The organism is Arthrobacter sp. AZCC_0090, assembly GCF_014207375.1.
Taxonomy (GTDB): domain Bacteria; phylum Actinomycetota; class Actinomycetes; order Actinomycetales; family Micrococcaceae; genus Arthrobacter.
This window is the reverse complement of the sequence record NZ_JACHEE010000008.1, coordinates 18,266-37,648: the sequence shown is the minus strand read 5'-3', so window position 1 is coordinate 37,648 and position 19,383 is coordinate 18,266. Positions and strand designations below refer to the sequence as shown.

The window sequence follows — 19,383 nt, the reverse complement described above, 5'->3', positions numbered from 1 at the left end:
TGCTCGTCACTGATCGACTTGCGCATCGCGGATCCGCGTGGGCGTCGCCAGTCCGTCATACAACGCATCAGCATCCTCGCCGTCGATACACTCACGTCATGAGCGAGCTCCCCACCAACTCCGTCACCCTGCGGTTCCTTGCTTCTCCCACCGACGTCGGACACAGCGGCTCCGTCGACGCCGGCACAGTCCTTGAGTGGGTGGACAAGGCCGCCTACGCAGCAGCCGTTGGATGGGCGAAGTCCTATTGTGTCACGGCCTATGTGGGCAACATCCATTTCGCCGATCCCGTGAACAGCGGAGACATGGTGGAGGTGGAAGCCACCATCGTCTACACAGGCCGCTCATCAATGCACATCCGGACTATTGTGTCTTCCGGCGATCCCAAGGGCGGGCCCGCGACGATGCGCAGCCAGTGCCTGGTGATCTTCGTTGCCGTCGGTCCCGACGGCAGGCCGGTTCCAGTCCCCCAGTTCGAGCCGTCGACGCCCGAGGAGATTGGGCAACGGGACAACGCCCTCACGAGGATCGCCGTGCGGGAACAGATTGTCGAAGCCATGAACGCGCAGGAATATACCGATGCCGGTACGTCCGAACGGGTTGTCCTCCGCTTCATGGCGGCCCCTACCGATGTGAACTGGGGAGGGAAGGTCCACGGCGGCATCGTCATGAAATGGATTGACGAGGCCGCCTACGTCTGCGCTTCCCGCTATTGCGGCAAAGACACGGTGGCCGTATTTTCCGGAGGCGTGCGCTTCTACCGCCCGCTCCTGATCGGCGACGTGGTGGAGGTCGAGGCCCGGCTCGTCTACACAGGCCACAAAGGCATGCACATCGCCGTGCACGTGCGCTCTGGAAACCCGAAGAGCCGCGAGATGAACCTGACCACGTACTGCCTCACGGTCATGGTGGCCCGGGATGAGACCGGTACGTCCGTGCCGATCCCGCAATGGGTGCCGGAAACGGACGAGGACCGGCGACTTCATGCCCACGCCCGCGAGCTCCTGGAGATCCGGGGAGGGGCGCCGGGAAACCGCATGCCGGACCATCTGCTTAATGGAGGCCCCGGCGCCGCTGTTCAGGCCGCAAAGTAGATCTTCCGGAGGGTTTCGGTGACGGTCCAAGACGTCCGCTGACCTTCGCGCAGCCGCACGACATCGCCAGTTGCGATGTCCAAAGTGCTTCCATGGTCGAGGAACAAGATGCGGGCCTTCCCGCTCAGGACCACAAAGACTTCCTCGGTCTCAATGTCAGTAGCCGTGCCTGGCGTCATCTCCCATATACCAATTCCGCATCCCGCCAGGTCCCCCAGCTCGTGAATCGCAGTGCCGGGATTTCCACAGACGATTTTCTCAGCGGGAAGGGGCTCATGTTGCAGGTCGACACGGAGTGCCGGGGTGTACACGGCTGATGAGTCCATCATTGGTGTTGAATCTCCCTGTTGGTGTCTAGGGCGCCTAGGAGTCAAAACCCAGCCCCACGGCGTCGAGCGTCTTGAGGATAAGGTTCCGTTTGCCTGCATTGTGATCGGCCCTGTCCATCGACCAGCGGGTGAGGTTGATCCCGATTGATGCTAAGGGTTCGGGCGGGAAGGGGAGCGGGCGTTTGCGCACCATCTGAAGGCGGGTCCGCTCCGTGTCCTGTCCGCCCAGCAGATCGAGCATGACGTCTGCGGCAAAGCGAGTGGAGCCTACACCCAGGCCTGTGAAGCCTGCGGCGTAGGCCACCCGTCCTTTTCGTGCCGTACCGAAAAAGGTACAGAACTGGGTACTGGAGTCAATCGCGCCTCCCCACTTGTGGGTGAACTTCAAACCTTCCAGCTGCGGAAAAGTAGTGAAGAAGTGGCTGGCCAGCTTCCTGAAAGTCTCGTCTCGGTCCTCATACGCTTCCTTCAGCTGACGCCCCGCATAGTAGATGGCGTCGTAGCCGCCAAAGAGAATGCGGTTGTCCTTGCTCAAGCGGTAGTAGTGGAATTGGTTGGCCATGTCGCCGACGCCCTGACGCTCCTTCCAGCCAATGGCGGCGAGTTGTTTGTCGGTGAGCGGCTCCGTCATGAGTGCGTAGTCGTAGACCGGAACGGTCATAAGGCTGTTCCGCTTGAGGAGCGACGGAAAAACGTTGGTGGCTAGGGCTACGTGCTTGGCGCGCACACCACCGGCTCCTGTGGACACACGGACGCCGTCGGGTAGCTCTTCCAGCCCACTCACCCGGGATTCTTCAAAGATCCGCACCCCCAGCCCTGTCAATACCTGGGCCAGACCGGCAGCTAGCTTGGCGGGATGGATCATGGCGGCCGCGTCCTTGTGCCAACGGCCCGCGAGGTAGGTGGGGGAATTCACGGATGCGCGCATCGCATGCGCGTCCAGGAAAATCCCGTCCCCGGCTTCCCCCTTGAGCCATTCAACCTGGTGTGGTTCCACAGCCACGCTGAGCTCGCCCGTCCGCTCGAAATCGCAATCAATTTGATAGCGCTCAACGGTCTCCTCGATCCCGTCCAGGTTTTCCCTTCCCAGACGCTCAAGCTGCTCCAATTCCTGGGGCCAGCGGTTCTTGCCGTTCTCATAGCCGTGCGTCAGGCTCGCAACGCAGAACCCGCCATTGCGGCCTGACGCGGCCCACCCGACGTGTCGTGCCTCGATCACGATCACGTCGAGTTCGGGATCGCGTTCCTTGGCCCGAAGGGCAGTCCAAAGTCCGGTGTACCCCGCGCCCACTACCACCAGATCGGCCCGAAGCTCAGCGTCAAGCTGGGGGTAGCGGACCGCATCTTTGCCCAGATCGTCGATCCAGAATGGGCGGTGCACGGTATCCGCCAATGACTGCTCGACGATTGCCGAGTCGGGGCGGATCCGTTCAAAAACGGTCGTATGCACTGGAATATCTCCTATTTATGAGGGCCTGAGGCACCTTGGGTTGGTGGCGCGGGTGCCGGGCGTTTGATGCCGGACCTAAGCGAGTTGCTCTTCCCAGAGCGCCCGCGGCCTCGAGTCAATGAGCGTCCGGGTGTAGTCGTTGGTGGGAGCCGACAAGATCTTCGAGGTGGACCCCTGTTCCACGATCCGGCCGTGCTGGAGCACAAGAAGTTCCGCGCACAGCCTCGAAACCACCGCAAGATCGTGAGTCACGAAGAGGAGGGTCAGGCCCAACTGCTCACGCAGCTCCTCCACAAGCTCCAGCACCTGCGCTTGGACCGAGACATCCAGGGCACTCGTGGCCTCGTCCAGGACCAGCAGCTTGGGCCGCGCAGCGAGGGCTTTGGCAATCGCCACACGCTGCCGCTGTCCGCCCGAAAGCGCCCGCGGTTTAGCGTCGAATCGCTCAGGGCCGATGCCCACGCGGTCCAGAAGCTCCCCGGCGCTCTTCACGGCCTCTGCCCGCCCTTTTCCTTGGTGTAGCCGGAAAACGTCCGCCACAGCCTTACCCACGACGATCCGAGGGTCCAGGGATAGGTAAGGATCCTGGAAGACGATCTGGACGTCCTTGGCCAGTTGCTTGCGCTCAGCCGCCCGGAGAGGACGTGGGGCACGGACGCGGCCGTTGATCGCGAGTTCGCCCTCGTCGGCCGTCTCGAGCGCAACAATCATCCGCGCCAATGTCGATTTGCCTGAACCTGACTCCCCCACGACCCCTAGCGAGCCGCCAGGGGCAAGGCTAAACGTGGCGTCGTTCAGGGCAGTCAGTTCTTCCCCGCTGGGCAACTCGTAGCGCTTACAGAGGCTCTTAACCGCGAGCAGCGGCACGGTGCCATCGGCGGCGGGCGCCGCCGGGACCTTGTCTATTTCGATGCGCGGCGTGGCGCCGACCAGCTGGCGCGTGTAGTCCGCGCGGGGACTCATGAAGACCTCGCGTGCCCCGCCATGCTCCACGACTTCGCCCTTGCGCAATACGTAGACCCGGTCGCAGAGCGAGGCAGCGAGGTTCAGGTCGTGCGTGATGAACAGCATGCCCATACCCCGCGCCTGTTGCTGCTCGCGTAACAATTCGACGATCCCGGCCTGGGTGGTGACATCCAAGGCCGTGGTTGGCTCGTCGCACAAAAGCAATTCGGGCGAATCGAGCAGCGCGCCCGCAATCATGACACGTTGCAGCATGCCGCCGGATAGCTGGTGCGGGTACTGCCGCATCAGATCCTTGGTCCGCCGCAGGCCCACCTGGTCCAGCTGCGTGACGGCCCGAGCGTATGCTTCTTCGCGACTCAAGCCACGCCATCTCACCAGCGTCTCGGTGAGGAAATCCCCCACCGTGCGTACCGGGTTGATGCCGGCGCGCGGGTCTTGGAAGATCATCGAGGCGTGGTTGCGGCGCAGTTCAAGTAACTTGGCTGCAGGGGCGCTCGTCGTGTCCAGGCCTCGTACCTTCACCGAACCGGAGAGCCGGGAGAATTCGGGGAAAAGGCCCAACGCCGCCCGGGTAGTGAGCGACTTCCCGGAGCCGGACTCTCCCACTAGGGCGACGGCCTCGCCGTCGTCCACGTGCAGCGAAACGTCGCTCAAGAGCGCCCCGCGCCCTGGGTAGTGCAGCGTGAACTGTTCAATTTCAAGGAGCTTGCTCATGAAAGCTTGCCTCCAATCCGGTCGGAGAGTTCCTCACCGATGACGTTGATGGACACCACAATAAGAACGACGACGAGCGCAGGAAGCAGGCCAGGGAGTACATGGCCGCCGAGCAGCGCGCCCCGTGCCTCCTCGATCATGGCGCCCCAGTCCGAGGTGGGCGGCTGGATGCCGAGGCCGATGAAGGACAGTGCCGCGAGGTCGGCGAGCACATAGCCGAAGTTGAGCGTGGACTGGGCGCCAATGGTGGGGACCAGGTTTGGCATGACGCGTCCCAGCACCACCCAAGGAGTACGGAAGCCCAGCACCCGGTAAGCCTGGACATACGGCCGGGCCCGTTCGGCGACCACTAGCTGCTGCGTCAAACGCGCCACGTACGGTACATAACTGATGGTCATGGCCAAAATCGGCGCCATCAGGCCTTTGCCGAAAATCGCAATGGCCAGCATAGAGAGCAGCAGCGCGGGGAAAGCGAAGAGCAGGTCGAAAATGCGGTTCAGGATCCGGCTCATCCAGCCATCGGTCCATCCGGTGGCCAAGCCCAGTAGCAGGCCCAGGGCCGTAGACGCCACCACCACAATCAACGGGCCCATAAGCGAAGTGCGCCCCCCGTACATGAGGCGGCTGAACAGGTCCCGGCCCAAGGCGTCGGTGCCAAGCCAGTGAGCGCCGCTTGGTGCGCCCAGCACGCTGGAGAGATCAACGAAGTCTGGATCGTATGGGGCCAGGACCGGGGCGAGGACGGAGAGCAGTACGACGACGAGCGTCACCGCCGCTGCCAACCAACCCGTCCCCGACAGGAGGCTTCCATAGCTCCGGGTCCTCAGAAGGGGGATCGTTCCTGTGAGAGTCATCGGGACTCCGTTCCTGCGGCGATGCGCGGATCAATGAGGGGTTGAATGAGGTCAACGATCGTATTGGCCAGGACAAATGCCGTGACAACGATCATGACGATGGCCTGAACCACCGCGAAGTCGAGCCGGTCGATTGACTGGACAAGGAGCTGGCCGATCCCGGCCAGTCCGAACGTTTGCTCCACGATGGCGCTCGAGACCAGAAGGCCGGCAATCAGCACGCCACTCACCGTCAGAATGGGGCCGAGGGCGTTGCGGAGCACGTGCCGGAACACCACGGAACTGCGTTTAAGGCCGCGGCTGGTAGCCACCTCGACGTGCTCACGGCTGAGCTGTTCGTTCATCGAGGAACGCGTCACCCGGGCCATGAACGCAATGAATGTCAATCCCAGGGCCAGGGCCGGGAGAGTCAAGTGCCAGAGCCGGCCCAGTCCTTCATCACCGCTGCCGAAAGACGGGAACCACCCCAACTGGACCGCGAAGAGGGCGGTGAGGGCAATCGCGGCAACGAACGGCGGTATGGCACCGGCGGCCGTGACCGTGATGAGGATGAAGCGGTCCCACCCGCCCTTGTTCAAGCTCGCAAGAATGCCGGCAACGAGGCCCAGGACTGTGATGAAGACGGCGGCCAGGACCGCGAGTTCCAAGGTCACGGGCAGGCGATTGAGGAGCACGTCGCTCACGCTCTGGCGGTAGGTCAAAGAGCGGCCCCAGTCGCCGTGCAGGATGCCCCCAACCCACGTGAGGTACTGCTCAATCGGCGGTCTGTCCAGGCCGAACTGCTTTGTGATTTCCACGAGGGCTTCGGGCTTCGGGCTCCGCCCGCGCAGGAGGAAACGGGCAGGATCGCCCGGGAGGACAAAACGCGAGAAGAACACGATCAAGGAGGCGAAGAACAGCGTGATCAGCAGGGTTCCCACCTTGCGGAGCGCTAAAACCATCAGGGACGCTGCCGGGCCCTTTTTTGTTCCGGGCGTTGGTGGGACGGACGGTGCCGCCAGTTCGGTCACGGCCATGGCTACCGGCCTCCAATCGTTGCTGCCCACGGGTAGTACATGTAGTTGATCGACGGAGCCGCGCCCGTGATGCGCTTGCCGAGCCACAGCAAGGTGACATTCTCATAGAGCGGAGACCAAACCACATCCTGGCTGGCGATCTTCGCAGCTTGGGCCGCGAGCCGGTCCCGCTCGTCGACGCTCTTGGTGCCGATCGCGTTGTTCACGAGCTGGTCGAAGTCCGCGTTGGACCAGCCACCGTAATTGCTGAATTCGCCGGTGCGCAGCACTGAGTACATTTCAGTCGGGTCCGCGCTGGAGAGGTACCAAGACGTCTCAAAGAGATCGATCCCCTTGCGGGCCGCCGGGTCGGAGAAGAGCGTCGTGTACTTGCTATTGGACATGGTCTGAATCTCCGGCACCAGGCCGATTTGTTCGGCAGCCGAAGCGACGGCGCGGGATGTAATGTCCGAGGCCGCGCTTATGGGCGCCGTGGCGTAGACGAACTTCTTGCCGGCAGCGCCCGCTTCCTTGATGAGGCGCCTGGCTTCGTCAAGGTTGTAGTCCTGCTTCTCGAGCGATTCAAAGGCCGAATTAACCGTGGAAGGCTGGGCATCCACCCACACGTTCCTGGTGGTGAGCGCATCGGTCTTCTTCCCGTAGCCCTGCGCCGCAGCCTGAACGAGCGCGTCACGGTTGATGGCCATCATGAGGGCTTTGCGAACCCGGACATCGCCGAAGACGCCGTTGAAATTCGATGTGATGAGGCTCGTCACGGAGGTGCTGTTGCCAAAGTAGACGTTACCGGCGTCGGTATTGGCTTTGAGGACGTCCAGCGCATTGGGGGGAACCCCCCAACTGCCATCGATCTCACCCGTCTGCAAAGCGTTCACGCGCGCGTTGGCGTCGGGGAGGATCTTAAAGGTCATCTCCTTCGCCTTGGGCTTGAGGTTCGGATCCCAGTAGTCGTCGAAGCGCTTGAGCGTGATGCTCTCCCCGGCGTCCCAATGGTCAAATTGGAAAGGGCCCGTGCAATTCACCCCCGTGGCGGCGTTTCCGTAGTCCTTTCCGTCCTTGGTGAGCGTCTTGGCCGATTCCACCACGCCGGGAGCCCCCACGAGGGCGGAGTTCAAGCTGTAATCCGGGACGCTGGTGGTGATGGTGACCTCATAGTCCCCGGTCTTCCGGATGTCTGCCACCCGTGCAAAGGCTGAAACCCAGAAGGATCCAACCTTGTCATCGACATGTCGCTTGAGTGAGGCCACGACGTCGTCGGCAGTCATGAGGCTGCCGTCGTGGAAGTGGACGCCTTGCCGGATCGTGTACACCCAGGTCAAGTCATCGGGGTGTTCAAATTTGGTTGCCAATCCCGGGGAAGAACTCAGGTCCGGGTTCCAACGGAAGAGCGATTCACACATGTTTGCCAGGACCTGGTTGTCCGGGTAGTCGAACGCGTAAGCGTAATCGAGCGAAAACGGCTCGGCGTAAAGCGCCCAGCTGAACTTGTCGATGTCCTTGCTCGGTTTGGGCGTTGAAGTGCTGAGGGTGAATTTGTCGGCGCCGGCGTCGTTGCCGCCCGCCGTCGCACCGCAGCCGCTCAGCATGAGGCCAATCGCCGAGCAACCGGCGACGATGGCGACCAGCCGTCGACGCCGTGTGCGTGTGGGGGTCATGCGCTTCCCTCCTCGGATCATGAAAGTCATCTCGGGCTTAGGAATCTGCCCGGGCAAAGACCCGCTCGCCGGCAATCCAGGTTTCGTCTACGCGAGCCGTGTGCAGTTCCTCCACAGGGATGTCGAAGAGGTTACGGTCAAGGATCGCCAGGTCAGCAAGGGCTCCAGGGCGGATGATGCCGGTGTCCGTGTCCAGGTGGTTGATCCATGCTGTGCCCTGGGTATAGGCATCCAGGATCTGCTTGAGCGAGAGTTTGTGTTGTTCCGGGCCGAGCGGTGGCAGCGCGCCGCCTGGCTCCACCCTGTTCACAGCAACGTGGATAGCCAGGACGGGGTTGGGCGAAGAGACCGCCCAATCGCTTCCCGCGGCCAGGTGTGCACCGGCCGCTGCGAGCTCACCGAAGGGGTAATGCCGCTCCTCGGCATCGGCATCCAGGAAGGGCAGGGTCAGCTCATCGAGTTGTTCTTCGTGGCACGCCCAAAGGGCTTGGAGGTTGGCTGTCGCCCCAAGGGCCGCGAAGCGCGGCACATCCGCCTCACGGACCACCTGAAGGTGGGCAAGATGATGGCGATTATCGCTGGGTCCATTGGTGGAGCGTGCCTGCTCAACGGCGTCGAGCGCGTCCGTGACGGCGCGATCCCCCAACGCATGGAAGTGGACCTGGATACCGTTGGCGTCGAGGTCCGTGACGAACTCCCGCAACACTGCAGGGTCGAAGAACTCGATGCCGTGGTTGTCCGTCTGGTGTCCGTGGCTGTCCCGGTACGGAGCGTGCATGGCAGCCGTGTAGTTCTCCGCCACACCGTCCACCATGACTTTTACCGTCGCCGCGGACAAACGCAGTGGATCGAAGGCGTCGGCAACACGATCGCGACGCGCCAGGATTTCTTCGAGCTGTCCCCGGCCGGCTGAACGATCCCACCACTGGGCTGCACGGACACGAACCTTGAGGTCCCCGGCGTCGAACGCCTGGGCATAGGTCTCCAAGGTATCGGCGGACCCGTTGGAGGATACGCCCACCCAGGCGTCCTGCCATGCCGTAATGCCGTAGGAGAGCATGAGTTCCTGTGCCCAGAGCAATCCTTCGTACGCCAGTTCCGGGGAGGTCCCCGGGCGCACGTGGTCAAACAGCTCCATGGCGCCCTCGTGGACGGTTCCGGCAGGGTAGCCGTCGGCCTCGCGTTCGATACGGCCGCTCCCGGGGTCCGGGGTCTCCGCTCCGATCCCCGCCAATTCGAAGGCCTTTGTATTGGCCCAGGCTCCGTGATGGTCTCGGTTATGGACAAACACGGGGCGGTCGGAAACTACCGCGTCCAGCATTTGCCGGGTGGGCGTCCCGCCCGGGAAGCAGTCCATCGACCAGCCCGCGCCAAGGATCCACGGCTCGTCGGGATGGGACTCGGCGTAGCGGCGCACCACAGCCGCGGCATCCTCGGCAGTGGTGGTCTCGGTGAGGTCGCATTGCAGGTGTTCGACCCCGGCCATGATGGGGTGGATGTGGGCATCCTGAAAACCAGGAATGAGCAGACGCCCGTTCAAGTCCACGCGCTTCGTGGCGCCGGTGGCCAGCGCGGATACCTCCGCACCGTCACCTAGAGCCAGTACGCGGCCGTCCGCAACTGCCACGTTGGTTCGGACAGGACGCTCGTCCTCACCGGTGTATATCCACCCGTTCTCAAAAATCGTCTCGGCGCTGGTCATCGGTTCCCTTCCCTGAATGATTGATTGTGCCCCGCGTCACACTATGTGGAGGGGGATGGAAATGTCAATGCCATTGACAATGGCGATGACAATCTCTTTGACTTTGAGGGCTGAGACTCGTGTACCGTGGGGATCGCAAGACAGGGAACTACAGAGAGGCGGTGATACGTGGCGCAGTCCCGGCCCGATCGAGGCGAGGAACAACTCACTGACAAACGCGCGCGGCTCGATGCAGACACGATCATCGACGCCGTGTTGGAACTTGCTCGGGACGAACCCCAGTCCCGTTTCACGTTCAAAAGCCTCGGTGACGCACTCGGCGTGGACCCCACCGCAATGTACCGCCACTTCCGCAACCGGGACGCGATCCTGCGCGCGGCGCTCGACAGGCTCTTCTCCATGGCGCTTGCAGAAGCAACTGCCGGGGACGCGCCCTTGGACTGGCGGCCACGCCTTGAGCGATACTTCAACTCCCTGGTCGAAATCTTCATCAAATACCCGTCGATTGGCTGCGACGCCTTTGCCACGGACACCTTCGGCCAGGGCGAACTCCACACCATCGAATTCGTCCTTGGCTGCCTGAGAGATGCAGGTCTGTCCGGGGACCGGCTCGTGGACTATTACGGAGCGCTGGAGAGCTACACCCTGGGACACGGTTCCGGAATTGCCCAGGAAGTGCTCGCCAAACCTAACTCAGACGGCCACGAGCCCTGGCTCCAAGCGATTGCGGTCGCATCGGTAAGCGGCTTCCCGCTGATCGAAGAACACCGCCACCGGCTACTCAGCCTTGATGGCCTCAACGTATTCTCTGCGGGCCTCAGTGCCATTCTCGATTCCGCTGAGCGCGAGGGCGCCCGGTAGCCGGAAACCCGCTAGGAGGGGGTCCGGCAGGGAACGGCGTCACGAGCTTCGCCGCGCCATCAACCACCCACCTATCCCTCGGGGGAGCATCATGTACCAATTCATCAACGGCCGCGCCCAGAAGGGCACTTCCGGCCGGACGCACGACGTCCTCAACCCCGCCACCGGCGAGGTAGTGGCCACCGTGGACCTTGCCAGTGCAGACGACGTCGACCACGCCGTCGCGGCAGCCCGGACGGCCTTCGCCACATGGGCCCGCACGGCACCAGGCGAACGCTCCGCGATACTGCACCGTTTCGCGGCGATCCTGACGGAACGGTCCGAAGAATTCGCCCAAGTGGAGAGCGGCCAGACCGGCAAACCCCTCCGCCTGACCCGGAATTTCGATGTCCCCGGGACCATCGACAATGTCGAGTTCTTCGCAGGCGCCGCACGGCACCTTGAAGGCAAGGCAACGGCCGAATATTCGCCCGAGCACACCTCCAGCATTCGCCGCGAGCCCATCGGAGTGGTGGGCTCAATCGCGCCCTGGAACTATCCCCTCCAGATGGCTGCATGGAAAATTCTTCCCGCCATCGCGGCAGGCAACACGATCATCCTCAAACCGGCAGAGATCACGCCACTCACTTCGGTGATGTTCGCTCAGGCGCTCAGCGACGCAGGGCTGCCCGACGGCGTCGTCAACGTCCTCGTCGGCACCGGACCCGAAGTGGGCGCGGCGCTGATGCGTCACGAAGGCGTTGACATGGTCTCGTTTACGGGCTCCACCGCGATCGGCCGCACCGTACTGGAAGCCGCGGCCGTCAACGCCAAACGCGTTCATCTCGAGCTCGGCGGCAAAGCGCCCTTCGTGGTCTTCGAGGACGCGGACGTGGAGGCCGCAGTGCACGGCGCGGTCGCCGGGAGCCTGATCAACTCTGGCCAGGACTGCACGGCAGCGACCCGGGCAATTGTGCACCGTTCGGTCTACCCGGAATTCGTGGACAAGCTCGCGAAGCGATTCCAGGACATCCGCCTAGGGTCGCAGGACGACGACGGCGCGGACCTTGGTTCCTTGGTCTCCTTCAAGCACCGCGATCACGTGGCCGGAATGGTTGAGCGCGCCCGCGGATACGCGAAGGTGCTCGTCGGCGGCGAAATTCCCACCGAAGGTGTCCTGGCGCGAGGCGCCTTTTACCCGCCCACCCTCATCACCGACGCCGCTGCGGACAGCGAGATCGTCAAGGACGAAGTGTTCGGCCCCGTTCTGGTGGTGTTGCCCTTCGACGACGACGACGAGGCCATCCGTCTCGCGAACGACACCGTCTACGGGCTGGCCGCCTCCGCCTGGACCAGCAATGTGCGCAAGGCCCTGCGGGCAACCCGCGAAATCAATGCGGGCTGCGTGTGGGTCAACGACCACATCCCCATCATCTCCGAAATGCCCCATGGCGGCTTCAAGCAGTCCGGGTTCGGCAAGGACATGTCTGCCTACTCCTTCGAGGAGTACACCCAGGTCAAACACGTCATGTTCGAACTAAGCGGGAACGTCGAAAAGGACTGGCACCGGTCCATTTTCCAGCTTCGCTGAAGAATGGAGCCGGTGCGCCCTCGGCCACCGACTGTGGGACGTCGGCCGGATCTTAGAACCCGCCGCCGGTCTCGCCGGCCATGTTCGCGAAGCGCGAGTAATGGCCCTGGAAGGCAACCACGATGTCCTTGGTGGGGCCGTTACGGTGCTTGGCGATGAGGATGTCAGCCTCGCCGGCGCGGGGGGATTCCTTGTCGTAGACGTCTTCGCGGTGAAGCAGAATGACCATATCGGCGTCCTGCTCGATGGAGCCCGATTCGCGGAGGTCCGAGACCATGGGCCGCTTGTCTTGGCGCTGTTCGGATCCACGGTTCAGCTGGGAGAGCGCGATGACCGGAACCTGGAGTTCCTTGGCCAGCAGCTTGAGGGCACGCGAGAATTCGGAGACTTCCTGCTGGCGGGACTCCACCTTCTTGCCGGAGCTCATGAGCTGGAGGTAGTCGAGGATCACCAGTTTGAGGTCGTGCTGCTGCTTCAAACGGCGGCACTTGGCCCTGATTTCCATGAGGGACATATTGGGGCTGTCGTCAATGAAAAGCGGTGCGTCGTTCATACGGCCCATGGTGGTGGCGATCTTGGACCATTGTTCGTCCTTGATCGTGCCCTTGCGGAGGTCCTGAAGGCCAATGGTGGCCTCTGCGGACAGCAGGCGCATCGCGATTTCGTTCCGGCCCATTTCAAGGGAGAACATCACGGTGGCGAGGTTGTTCTTGATGGCAGCGGAACGGGCGAAGTCCAGCGCGAACGTGGACTTACCGACGGCGGGGCGCGCGGCGATGACGATCATCTGGCCCGGGTGCAGGCCATGGGTGAGCTCATCAAGTTCGTAGAACCCGGTGGGGACACCCGTCATGCCCTCTCCGCGGTGGCCTGATGCCTCGATCTCGTCCACGGTGGATTCCATGACGTCCTTGAGCGCCACGTAGTCCTCCGCGGTGCGGCGTTCGGCCACGGCATAGATCTCGGCCTGGGCCTGGTTGACGAGGTCTTCCACCTCACCGTCCTGGCCATAGCCCATCTGGACAATCTTGGTGCCGGCATTGACGAGACGGCGCAACACGGCGCGTTCCGCCACGATTTCGGCGTAGTAACCGGCGTTGGCCGCCGTGGGCACGGTCTGGATGAGCTCGTGCAGGTAGGCGGGGCCGCCAATCCTGTTGATCTCGCCGCGCTTGGTGAGCTCATCGGACACCGTGACAGCGTCAGCGGGTTCGCCACGGCCGTAGAGGTCGATGATGGACTCATAGATGGTTTCGTGCGCAGGACGGTAGAAGTCATGCCCGCGGACAATCTCCACGACGTCCGCGATGGCGTCCTTGGAGAGCATCATGCCGCCGAGAACCGACTGTTCGGCGGGGATGTCCTGCGGAGGTTTGCGGCTGGCGTCCGATGTCCGGCCGCCCTCGATCGAATCCAAGTGCGTAACTGACAAGCCGTCCTCCATTGTGTACCGCGGCAAATAACTGTTCCCGGCGGTTCGGTGGGTCAATGCCCCGGTGTGGGTTGGCCCGGCCGCCCGGTGTGCCGGCTGGTCCGACTCTTTCGCGGAGCACCGACAATTTGGGGTTCCCCGATTTCCACAGCTTTTCCACAGACCTGCCGCGGGCGCGCTGGTTACCGACGGCGCCATGGCACCGCACACGAGAAACAAAGGTTTTCCAAGTACCTAAAGCAGGTACTCAGCCACGTTAGCCCTGCTTTTCCGAGGCACCAAGCCGGGCTTGTGGATAAAGTGTTGAAAACATACCCCTACTTGTGCACAGTCTGTGCATGACCCTGTGGAAAGAGAAATTCTTTTTGCGGAAATTAGCCCTTGAGCTGGGAAAACATTCCCCGAGCCATGTGGATCAAAAGTATTTTGACCCGCCGCTCATCCACAGGCCGATTCGCTCAATCCACGCCACCGACTCCACTCAAACGGCCCAAAGCCGGATAAATATGCCAAAAATGTGATGGGCCCCACAATCCCTTCCCAAATTTGACAGCCGGCTCTCAGAAGCTATGCCAAAACAGGAATGTGCTGTGGATAACTGCGTTCTGACATAAGCTCTAGGTATGGGTTTCACTGTTGGGGATGTACTGCTGGTCGCAATGCCCGTTGTCATCCTTGTGGCGGTGATCTGGGCCCTCACGGCGGCGTTCAAGCCGCGCGACACAGGGTTGTCCGACGCCGAACGCTATCAACGGGAGTTGGCCGCCCGTTCGGCAGCCCACCAGGCCGCCCAGGTACAGGCGGCAACGGCGGCAAGGGCACGCATCAATGCTTCCACAAGGCCAAGCCAGAATGCACAGCAACAGTCCCAGCAGGACACCCAATCGCGGGCGGCACTGAAGGCGCAAGTCGGAGCCAGCCCCGGGGTCGGCCAAGCGGGCTACAACGGCCCCATCCTGCCCAACGGGCAGTTGAATCCACAGTTTGCGTTGCAATTGCAGGGCATGGTCCGCAGCGGACAGAAGATCCAGGCCATCAAGCTTCTCCGCCACGAAACTCATTCGGACTTGTTGACCGCCAAGAACTACATAGATCGGCTTTAGTGCATGGAATCCCTACTCGTTCCGGTCTTGATCCTGGCGGCCGTCGCCGTCGGCGTACTGCTGATCAGCCGGGTGCTTTCCCGCCGCGCAGCAGATCGTCGCGGCAATGTGGCCGCGCGCAAGGCGGCCGCGGACCCCGTGGAGCTGGCGCGCGAGGCTGCGGCGAAGCTGAGCGAAGACCAACACCGACTGCTGTATTCCCTGATCGCCCAGGGCCAGGCCATGGCCGCCATCAAGCTATACCTCAGCGCCACGGGAGAGGGCCTGCGCGCCTCACGTGACGCCGTCGGCGCGCTGGCGGCGCATCCGCAGCCCTTCCGCAAGCCGGAGCCGGCCCCACAGGACCTCCTGCCCGACGAGGACGAGCCGGAGCGCTTTCCGTACCGTTACCGGGCGATCGCCAGCAAGGGCGACGTCACGCGCGAAGTAAGCAGCAACATGCTCAACGACGAAATCTACGGACGGATCCGTACCCTGGCCAAAAGCGGCGACGTCGAAGCCGCGGCGTTGGCCCTGACTAAACATTCCGACATCAGCATGAAGCAGGCGCTCGAGTTCATCGAGCTGCTGGACGACTAGCGCCAACAGCCGGATGGCCCGAGGTCCTAGAACTCCGGTCCTAGAAGTCGAACAAGTCCCCCAGCCAGCCTTCCTTCTTCTTGGGCGGCCGGCGGTCATAGTCGCGGTTGAAGCCTTGATTGCCGTAGTTCCGCTCGTCACGGCGCGGCCCGTCATTCCGGCCGTAGCGGGGGTCCGGGGAGTCGTACGCCGGCGTGCCGTACAGAGGCGGCGGCGTAGGCCCCGGAACTGGAGCCGGCGGCACAACGGACGCAGCGCCGAATCCGCCGGAAGCGCGGTCAATAATCTTGTCGAGCTCGCCGCGGTCCAACCACACTCCCCTGCATTGCGGGCAGTAATCGATCTCCACGCCGCTGCGCTCACTCATTACCAGGTCATTTGAATCCACAGGACACTTCATGTTCGGGTCAACGAGCCGGCTGCCGGAAAAGTTCGGGTGGCGAAAGTTCGGGTGGCGAAAGTCTCGGCGGAAAAGTCCGGCCGGCTCGCCCCGTGGCGAACTGACCACCTGGCGAACCGGCCCCGTGAATCCTCGCCTAGCGTCCCGCTGTGATCCCGGCGAGGAGCTGTTCAAAAGGCAGGGACTCCATCGCCTCCACCTTCCGGTGAGGCTGCTTGCCACTCAGGAGCTGGGTCAGCTCGCCTGCCGCCCGGTCCACGCGGACCGACAGCGGCGAGGCACCGTCGTCGGTGTTTCCCCAATCCTGGGGGCCGGCGAAAACGGACGTCTGGGTCATCCTGGTGCGCAGATAGGTGAACAGCGGACGCATGGCGTAGTCGAGAACCATCTGGTGCCGATCGGTACCGCCCGTGGCACCGAGGAGAACAGCCTTGCTGTCGAGGGACTTCGGGTCCAGGACGTCAATGAAGGACTTGAACAGCCCACTGTAGGAGGCGCTGAAGACGGGCGTGACGGCGATGATGCCATCGGAATCCTCGACACCGGCTATCACCTCTGCGAGGCGCGGCGCTGCATAGCCGGTCACGAAGTTGTTGGCGATATCCACGGCCAGGTCCCTGAGTTCGATAACGTCCACCCGTGCCTCGTACCCGGCGTCGCCCAGCTGGCGTTTCGCCGACGCGGCGAGCTGGTCTGCAAGGAGCCTGCTCGACGACGGTACGCCGAGCCCGGCGGAAAGGACGGTTATGCGGCGGGTTTCCATGGCGATCTCCTGTTGCTCGGCGGTTCGATGGGTTCAAACCAGAGTACATGCGTTTGCATCTATACTCCCAAACTGCGGTCTCGCGCCTTTTATTCCCCGCTACAGCCGCACGGTTCCCTGGATGCAGGTCACGGTGTTGCCGCCGACCCAGACATCGCCGTCCTGCTGCTTGACGTGAATGCGCCCTGCCCGGCCCAGGACGGTGCCCTGCGCCGCGACATACTGCTCAGGCGCCCGCCCGCTCCCCATCAGCCACTGGGCGGCCCCGGCATTGAAACTGCCTGTCACGGGATCCTCCACCATGGCGTCCCCCGGAATGAACGTCCGGACTTCGAAGTCGACGCCGGCGCCCGGTTCATGGGGACCGATCACACCAACCTTCAGATCCCCCAATGCCGCAAGGTCCGGCTCAAGCCCAAGGACCTGCTCGCCCGATTCGAGTAGCACACCGATCCATTGCGGACCATTGACCAGCCACGAGGCATCCAAGAGCGCGGTTCGGGGCAGCCGAAGTCCAGCGGCTAACTGTTCCAAGGTTGCCGCGTCCACGGGCCCGAAACGGGTCAGCGGTGGCGCCGCAAAGGCGAGGCGGCCGCCGTCGTGCTTTACCTTGACCAAACCAGCGCCACACTCCTGCACCAGGACCCCGGCTTGTTTCGGCACTCCGCCGGCCTCAAGCCACGCGTGCGCCGAACCGAGCGTCGGATGCCCGGCGAAGGGGAATTCCTCGCTGCCGGTGAAAATCCGGACGCGGTAGTCGGCAGCGGGATCGCGCGGCGGGAGCAGGAAGGTGGTCTCCGACAGATTGGTCCAGTTGGCGAAGTGCTGCATCTGATCCGTAGTGAGCCCTTCGGCGTCGACGACGACGGCGAGCGGATTGCCACGGTAGGGCATGTCGGTGAAGACGTCCACCTGGGAGAAGGGCCTGGTGCGCAAGGGTTCGAGGTTCACCGCTGCAGGTTATCAAGTCCACCTAGCGCGAACAGGCAGCTAATGCCCTCAATGTGGCCCGCAGAGGGCATCTGCTGCCAGTTCGCGTCCCGAAACCCCGCGCAACGCGAAAGACCCCCGCCTCCGGAAACCGGAAACGGGGGTCCTTCGAGCGACGTCAGAGCTTACTTTCCTGCAACGACCTCGAGGTCGATCACAGCAGAAACGTCCTCGTGCAGGCGGACGTTGGCCTGGTACGAACCAACAGACTTGATGTGGTTCGGCAGTTCAACGTTGCGCTTGTCGATGGCGCCAAGGCCAGCGGCCTCAACTGCAGCAGCGACGTCAGCCGGCTTGACGGTGCCGAAGAGACGACCGGACTCGCCGGCCTTCACTACGAGCTTGACCTTCTTGGAAGAAAGCGCAGAAGCCTGGGCCTGTGCAGCTTCAACCGAAGCGTGGGCACGAGCAGCGCGGGCAGCCTTGATGGACTCAACCTGCTTCTCGCCACCCTTGGTCCAGGTCAGAGCGAAGCCGCGGGGCAGCAGGAAGTTACGTGCGTAACCGTCCTTGACCTCGACAACATCGCCAGCAGCACCGAGACCGGTTACTTCGTGGGTCAGAATGAGCTTTGCCATGTTAGTTAATCCCTTCCTTAGCCGCGGCCAGCGCCGGAGTAAGGCAGCAGAGCAACTTCGCGGGCGTTCTTGATTGCCTGTGCGATTTTGCGCTGTTCCTGCACCGTGACGCCAGTGACGCGACGGGCGCGGATCTTTCCGCGGTCGGAGATGAACTTGCGCAGCAATGCTACGTCCTTGTAGTCGATGACAGTGATGTCAGCGGCCTTCAAGGGGTTGGACTTTGGTTTGGGCTTACGGAGTTCAGCCTTAGCCATCGTGGAGCTCCTTTTCTATGGAGCCCGTGGAATGGATCCACGGGATGGTGGTGCTCGACGGCGGTTTCCATCCGGGTGCCTCGCGGCACTTCCGGCGGGGTCCGGCGTCGAACTTTTATGAATGTTTAGAAGGGAGGTTCGGAATCCGGGCCGTTGCCCCATCCGCCCGCGTTGCTGACGCCCGGGGTAGCCCAGGGGTCTTCCTGCGGTGCGGATTGGCCGCCGCCCCATGTTCCGCCGGAGTTGCCGCCTTGGTTTGCACCAGCGCCGCCTCCAAAGCCACCGCTGTTGTTGCCGCCACCGAAGCCACCCTGGCCACCCTGAGCGCCGGAGCGTTGGGTGCGGTTGACCTTGGCGTTGGCGTAACGCAGGCTCGGGCCGATTTCATCGACTTCGAGCTCGATAACGGTGCGCTTCTCGCCTTCCTTGGTTTCGTAGGAACGGCTCTTCAGGCGGCCGGAAACGATCACGCGCATGCCCTTGGTCAGGGATTCGGCGACGTTTTCAGCTGCTTCGCGCCATACCGATGCGCGGAGGAACAGGGTTTCCCCGTCCTTCCACTCATTGGACTGGCGGTCGAAGGTCCGGGGAGTAGAAGCGATGGTGAAGTTCGCTACCGCCGAGCCTGACGGTGTGAACCGCAGTTCGGGGTCATTGGTGAGATTACCGATGACCGTAATAGTGGTTTCGCCTGCCATCTACTGCCTCCTTGTTCGTTCCTGCGGGGTAAAGATTGAAAGCCGGGAGCTGAAATTACTCAGCAACGACCTTCTGCTCTTCGGGGCGGGTGATCTTGGTACGCATGATGGTCTCGTTGAGACTCAGCTGGCGGTCAAGTTCCTTGGCGGTTTCCGGCTTGGCGGTGAAGTTCACCACGGCGTAGATACCTTCGGACTTCTTCTTGATGTCGTAAGCGAGGCGACGGCGGCCCCAGATGTCAACCTTTTCGATGGTTCCACCATCGGTGGTGATGACATTGAGGAACTTCTGAAGCGACGGCTCTACGGTACGCTCTTCGACCTCGGGGTCGATGATTACCATCAATTCGTAAGGACGCATATGTGAACCCACCT

Annotated in this window: 21 protein-coding genes; 6 read left to right on the top strand and 15 right to left on the bottom strand. The window is 62.7% G+C overall.

The window, feature by feature from the left end:
• Positions 1-98: 98 nt before the first annotated feature.
• Positions 99-1,094: an acyl-CoA thioesterase gene (locus HNP00_RS13595; protein ID WP_184739961.1), complete on the top strand. Its 996-nt coding sequence runs from the start codon at positions 99-101 to the stop codon at positions 1,092-1,094.
• Here the strand turns inward: HNP00_RS13595 and HNP00_RS13590 are convergent.
• The 7 genes from HNP00_RS13590 to HNP00_RS13560 form a co-directional block, all read right to left on the bottom strand.
• The gene (locus HNP00_RS13590; RefSeq protein WP_184739959.1) at positions 1,079-1,423 is read right to left on the bottom strand and encodes a cupin domain-containing protein; all 345 of its coding nucleotides are present in this window, start codon (positions 1,421-1,423) and stop codon (positions 1,079-1,081) included. The genes HNP00_RS13595 and HNP00_RS13590 overlap by 16 nt on opposite strands.
• Before the next feature lie 34 nt (positions 1,424-1,457).
• Positions 1,458-2,873, bottom strand: a complete 1,416-nt coding sequence (locus HNP00_RS13585) for an FAD-binding oxidoreductase (protein ID WP_184739957.1) — start codon at positions 2,871-2,873, stop codon at positions 1,458-1,460.
• 75 nt (positions 2,874-2,948) lie between these two features.
• Positions 2,949-4,553, bottom strand: coding sequence for an ABC transporter ATP-binding protein (locus HNP00_RS13580; RefSeq protein WP_184739955.1), 1,605 nt, complete (start codon positions 4,551-4,553; stop codon positions 2,949-2,951).
• Complete coding sequence (locus HNP00_RS13575) at positions 4,550-5,407, bottom strand: ABC transporter permease (protein ID WP_184739953.1); 858 nt, start codon at positions 5,405-5,407, stop codon at positions 4,550-4,552. The genes HNP00_RS13580 and HNP00_RS13575 overlap by 4 nt, the downstream gene beginning before the upstream one ends.
• Positions 5,404-6,423 carry an ABC transporter permease gene (locus HNP00_RS13570; RefSeq protein WP_184739950.1) on the bottom strand — a complete coding sequence of 340 codons (1,020 nt, stop codon included), beginning with the start codon at positions 6,421-6,423 and terminating at the stop codon, positions 5,404-5,406. The genes HNP00_RS13575 and HNP00_RS13570 overlap by 4 nt, the downstream gene beginning before the upstream one ends.
• Before the next feature lie 2 nt (positions 6,424-6,425).
• Positions 6,426-8,075: an ABC transporter substrate-binding protein gene (locus tag HNP00_RS13565; RefSeq protein WP_184739948.1), complete on the bottom strand. Its 1,650-nt coding sequence runs from the start codon at positions 8,073-8,075 to the stop codon at positions 6,426-6,428.
• A 37-nt stretch (positions 8,076-8,112) separates the two neighbouring features.
• Positions 8,113-9,777 carry an amidohydrolase gene (locus tag HNP00_RS13560; protein WP_184739946.1) on the bottom strand — a complete coding sequence of 555 codons (1,665 nt, stop codon included), beginning with the start codon at positions 9,775-9,777 and terminating at the stop codon, positions 8,113-8,115.
• A 168-nt stretch (positions 9,778-9,945) separates the two neighbouring features.
• Between HNP00_RS13560 and HNP00_RS13555 the strand changes: the two genes are divergently transcribed.
• Together HNP00_RS13555 and HNP00_RS13550 are read left to right on the top strand one after the other, a co-directional pair.
• Complete coding sequence (locus HNP00_RS13555) at positions 9,946-10,638, top strand: TetR/AcrR family transcriptional regulator (protein ID WP_184739944.1); 693 nt, start codon at positions 9,946-9,948, stop codon at positions 10,636-10,638.
• A 91-nt stretch (positions 10,639-10,729) separates the two neighbouring features.
• Complete coding sequence (locus HNP00_RS13550) at positions 10,730-12,208, top strand: gamma-aminobutyraldehyde dehydrogenase (RefSeq protein ID WP_184739942.1); 1,479 nt, start codon at positions 10,730-10,732, stop codon at positions 12,206-12,208.
• 52 nt (positions 12,209-12,260) lie between these two features.
• Here the strand turns inward: HNP00_RS13550 and dnaB are convergent, their stop codons facing one another.
• The gene (gene dnaB, locus HNP00_RS13545) at positions 12,261-13,640 is read right to left on the bottom strand and encodes a replicative DNA helicase (RefSeq protein WP_184739940.1); all 1,380 of its coding nucleotides are present in this window, start codon (positions 13,638-13,640) and stop codon (positions 12,261-12,263) included.
• A 338-nt stretch (positions 13,641-13,978) separates the two neighbouring features.
• Between dnaB and HNP00_RS13540 the strand changes: the two genes are divergently transcribed.
• The 3 genes from HNP00_RS13540 to HNP00_RS13530 all read left to right on the top strand — a co-directional run bounded on the left by HNP00_RS13540 (position 13,979) and on the right by HNP00_RS13530 (position 15,322).
• Positions 13,979-14,161, top strand: coding sequence for a hypothetical protein (locus tag HNP00_RS13540; RefSeq protein ID WP_184739938.1), 183 nt, complete (start codon positions 13,979-13,981; stop codon positions 14,159-14,161).
• Between the two features lie 102 nt (positions 14,162-14,263).
• The gene (locus HNP00_RS13535; RefSeq protein ID WP_184739936.1) at positions 14,264-14,743 is read left to right on the top strand and encodes a hypothetical protein; all 480 of its coding nucleotides are present in this window, start codon (positions 14,264-14,266) and stop codon (positions 14,741-14,743) included.
• Between the two features lie 3 nt (positions 14,744-14,746).
• Positions 14,747-15,322 (top strand): hypothetical protein, encoded by a 576-nt coding sequence (locus tag HNP00_RS13530; protein ID WP_184739934.1) that lies wholly within the window; start codon positions 14,747-14,749, stop codon positions 15,320-15,322.
• A 40-nt stretch (positions 15,323-15,362) separates the two neighbouring features.
• On the opposite strand, the gene HNP00_RS13525 is transcribed toward HNP00_RS13530, so the two are convergent.
• The 7 genes from HNP00_RS13525 to rpsF form a co-directional block, all read right to left on the bottom strand.
• Positions 15,363-15,722 (bottom strand): zf-TFIIB domain-containing protein, encoded by a 360-nt coding sequence (locus tag HNP00_RS13525; RefSeq protein ID WP_184739932.1) that lies wholly within the window; start codon positions 15,720-15,722, stop codon positions 15,363-15,365.
• Positions 15,723-15,858: 136 nt separating this feature from the next.
• A complete protein-coding gene (locus HNP00_RS13520) occupies positions 15,859-16,485 on the bottom strand; it encodes an FMN reductase (protein ID WP_184739930.1) in 627 nt (208 codons plus the stop codon).
• A gap of 99 nt (positions 16,486-16,584) precedes the next feature.
• Entirely contained in the window at positions 16,585-17,436 is an 852-nt protein-coding gene (locus tag HNP00_RS13515) for a PhzF family phenazine biosynthesis protein (protein ID WP_184739928.1), read from the bottom strand.
• 164 nt (positions 17,437-17,600) lie between these two features.
• A complete protein-coding gene (rplI, locus tag HNP00_RS13510) occupies positions 17,601-18,053 on the bottom strand; it encodes a 50S ribosomal protein L9 (protein ID WP_184739926.1) in 453 nt (150 codons plus the stop codon).
• 17 nt (positions 18,054-18,070) lie between these two features.
• On the bottom strand, positions 18,071-18,310 hold the full coding sequence (gene rpsR, locus HNP00_RS13505; protein WP_003800144.1) for a 30S ribosomal protein S18: 240 nt from the start codon (positions 18,308-18,310) through the stop codon (positions 18,071-18,073).
• A 125-nt stretch (positions 18,311-18,435) separates the two neighbouring features.
• Complete coding sequence (locus HNP00_RS13500) at positions 18,436-19,008, bottom strand: single-stranded DNA-binding protein (protein ID WP_184739924.1); 573 nt, start codon at positions 19,006-19,008, stop codon at positions 18,436-18,438.
• 55 nt (positions 19,009-19,063) lie between these two features.
• Positions 19,064-19,369, bottom strand: coding sequence for a 30S ribosomal protein S6 (rpsF, locus tag HNP00_RS13495; RefSeq protein ID WP_028267876.1), 306 nt, complete (start codon positions 19,367-19,369; stop codon positions 19,064-19,066).
• Positions 19,370-19,383 lie beyond the last annotated feature (14 nt).

Coding starts and splice junctions, on each gene's coding strand:
- HNP00_RS13590 (WP_184739959.1), bottom strand. CDS start 1,423: ATGATGGACTCATCAGCCGTGTACACCCCGGCACTCCGTGTCGACCTG.
- HNP00_RS13530 (WP_184739934.1), top strand. CDS start 14,747: ATGGAATCCCTACTCGTTCCGGTCTTGATCCTGGCGGCCGTCGCCGTC.
- rpsF (WP_028267876.1), bottom strand. CDS start 19,369: ATGCGTCCTTACGAATTGATGGTAATCATCGACCCCGAGGTCGAAGAG.
- HNP00_RS13500 (WP_184739924.1), bottom strand. CDS start 19,008: ATGGCAGGCGAAACCACTATTACGGTCATCGGTAATCTCACCAATGAC.
- rplI (WP_184739926.1), bottom strand. CDS start 18,053: ATGGCAAAGCTCATTCTGACCCACGAAGTAACCGGTCTCGGTGCTGCT.
- HNP00_RS13535 (WP_184739936.1), top strand. CDS start 14,264: ATGGGTTTCACTGTTGGGGATGTACTGCTGGTCGCAATGCCCGTTGTC.
- rpsR (WP_003800144.1), bottom strand. CDS start 18,310: ATGGCTAAGGCTGAACTCCGTAAGCCCAAACCAAAGTCCAACCCCTTG.
- HNP00_RS13570 (WP_184739950.1), bottom strand. CDS start 6,423: ATGGCCGTGACCGAACTGGCGGCACCGTCCGTCCCACCAACGCCCGGA.
- HNP00_RS13565 (WP_184739948.1), bottom strand. CDS start 8,075: ATGACCCCCACACGCACACGGCGTCGACGGCTGGTCGCCATCGTCGCC.
- HNP00_RS13575 (WP_184739953.1), bottom strand. CDS start 5,407: ATGACTCTCACAGGAACGATCCCCCTTCTGAGGACCCGGAGCTATGGA.
- HNP00_RS13540 (WP_184739938.1), top strand. CDS start 13,979: ATGACCCTGTGGAAAGAGAAATTCTTTTTGCGGAAATTAGCCCTTGAG.
- HNP00_RS13580 (WP_184739955.1), bottom strand. CDS start 4,553: ATGAGCAAGCTCCTTGAAATTGAACAGTTCACGCTGCACTACCCAGGG.
- HNP00_RS13520 (WP_184739930.1), bottom strand. CDS start 16,485: ATGGAAACCCGCCGCATAACCGTCCTTTCCGCCGGGCTCGGCGTACCG.
- HNP00_RS13525 (WP_184739932.1), bottom strand. CDS start 15,722: ATGAAGTGTCCTGTGGATTCAAATGACCTGGTAATGAGTGAGCGCAGC.
- HNP00_RS13550 (WP_184739942.1), top strand. CDS start 10,730: ATGTACCAATTCATCAACGGCCGCGCCCAGAAGGGCACTTCCGGCCGG.
- HNP00_RS13560 (WP_184739946.1), bottom strand. CDS start 9,777: ATGACCAGCGCCGAGACGATTTTTGAGAACGGGTGGATATACACCGGT.
- HNP00_RS13595 (WP_184739961.1), top strand. CDS start 99: ATGAGCGAGCTCCCCACCAACTCCGTCACCCTGCGGTTCCTTGCTTCT.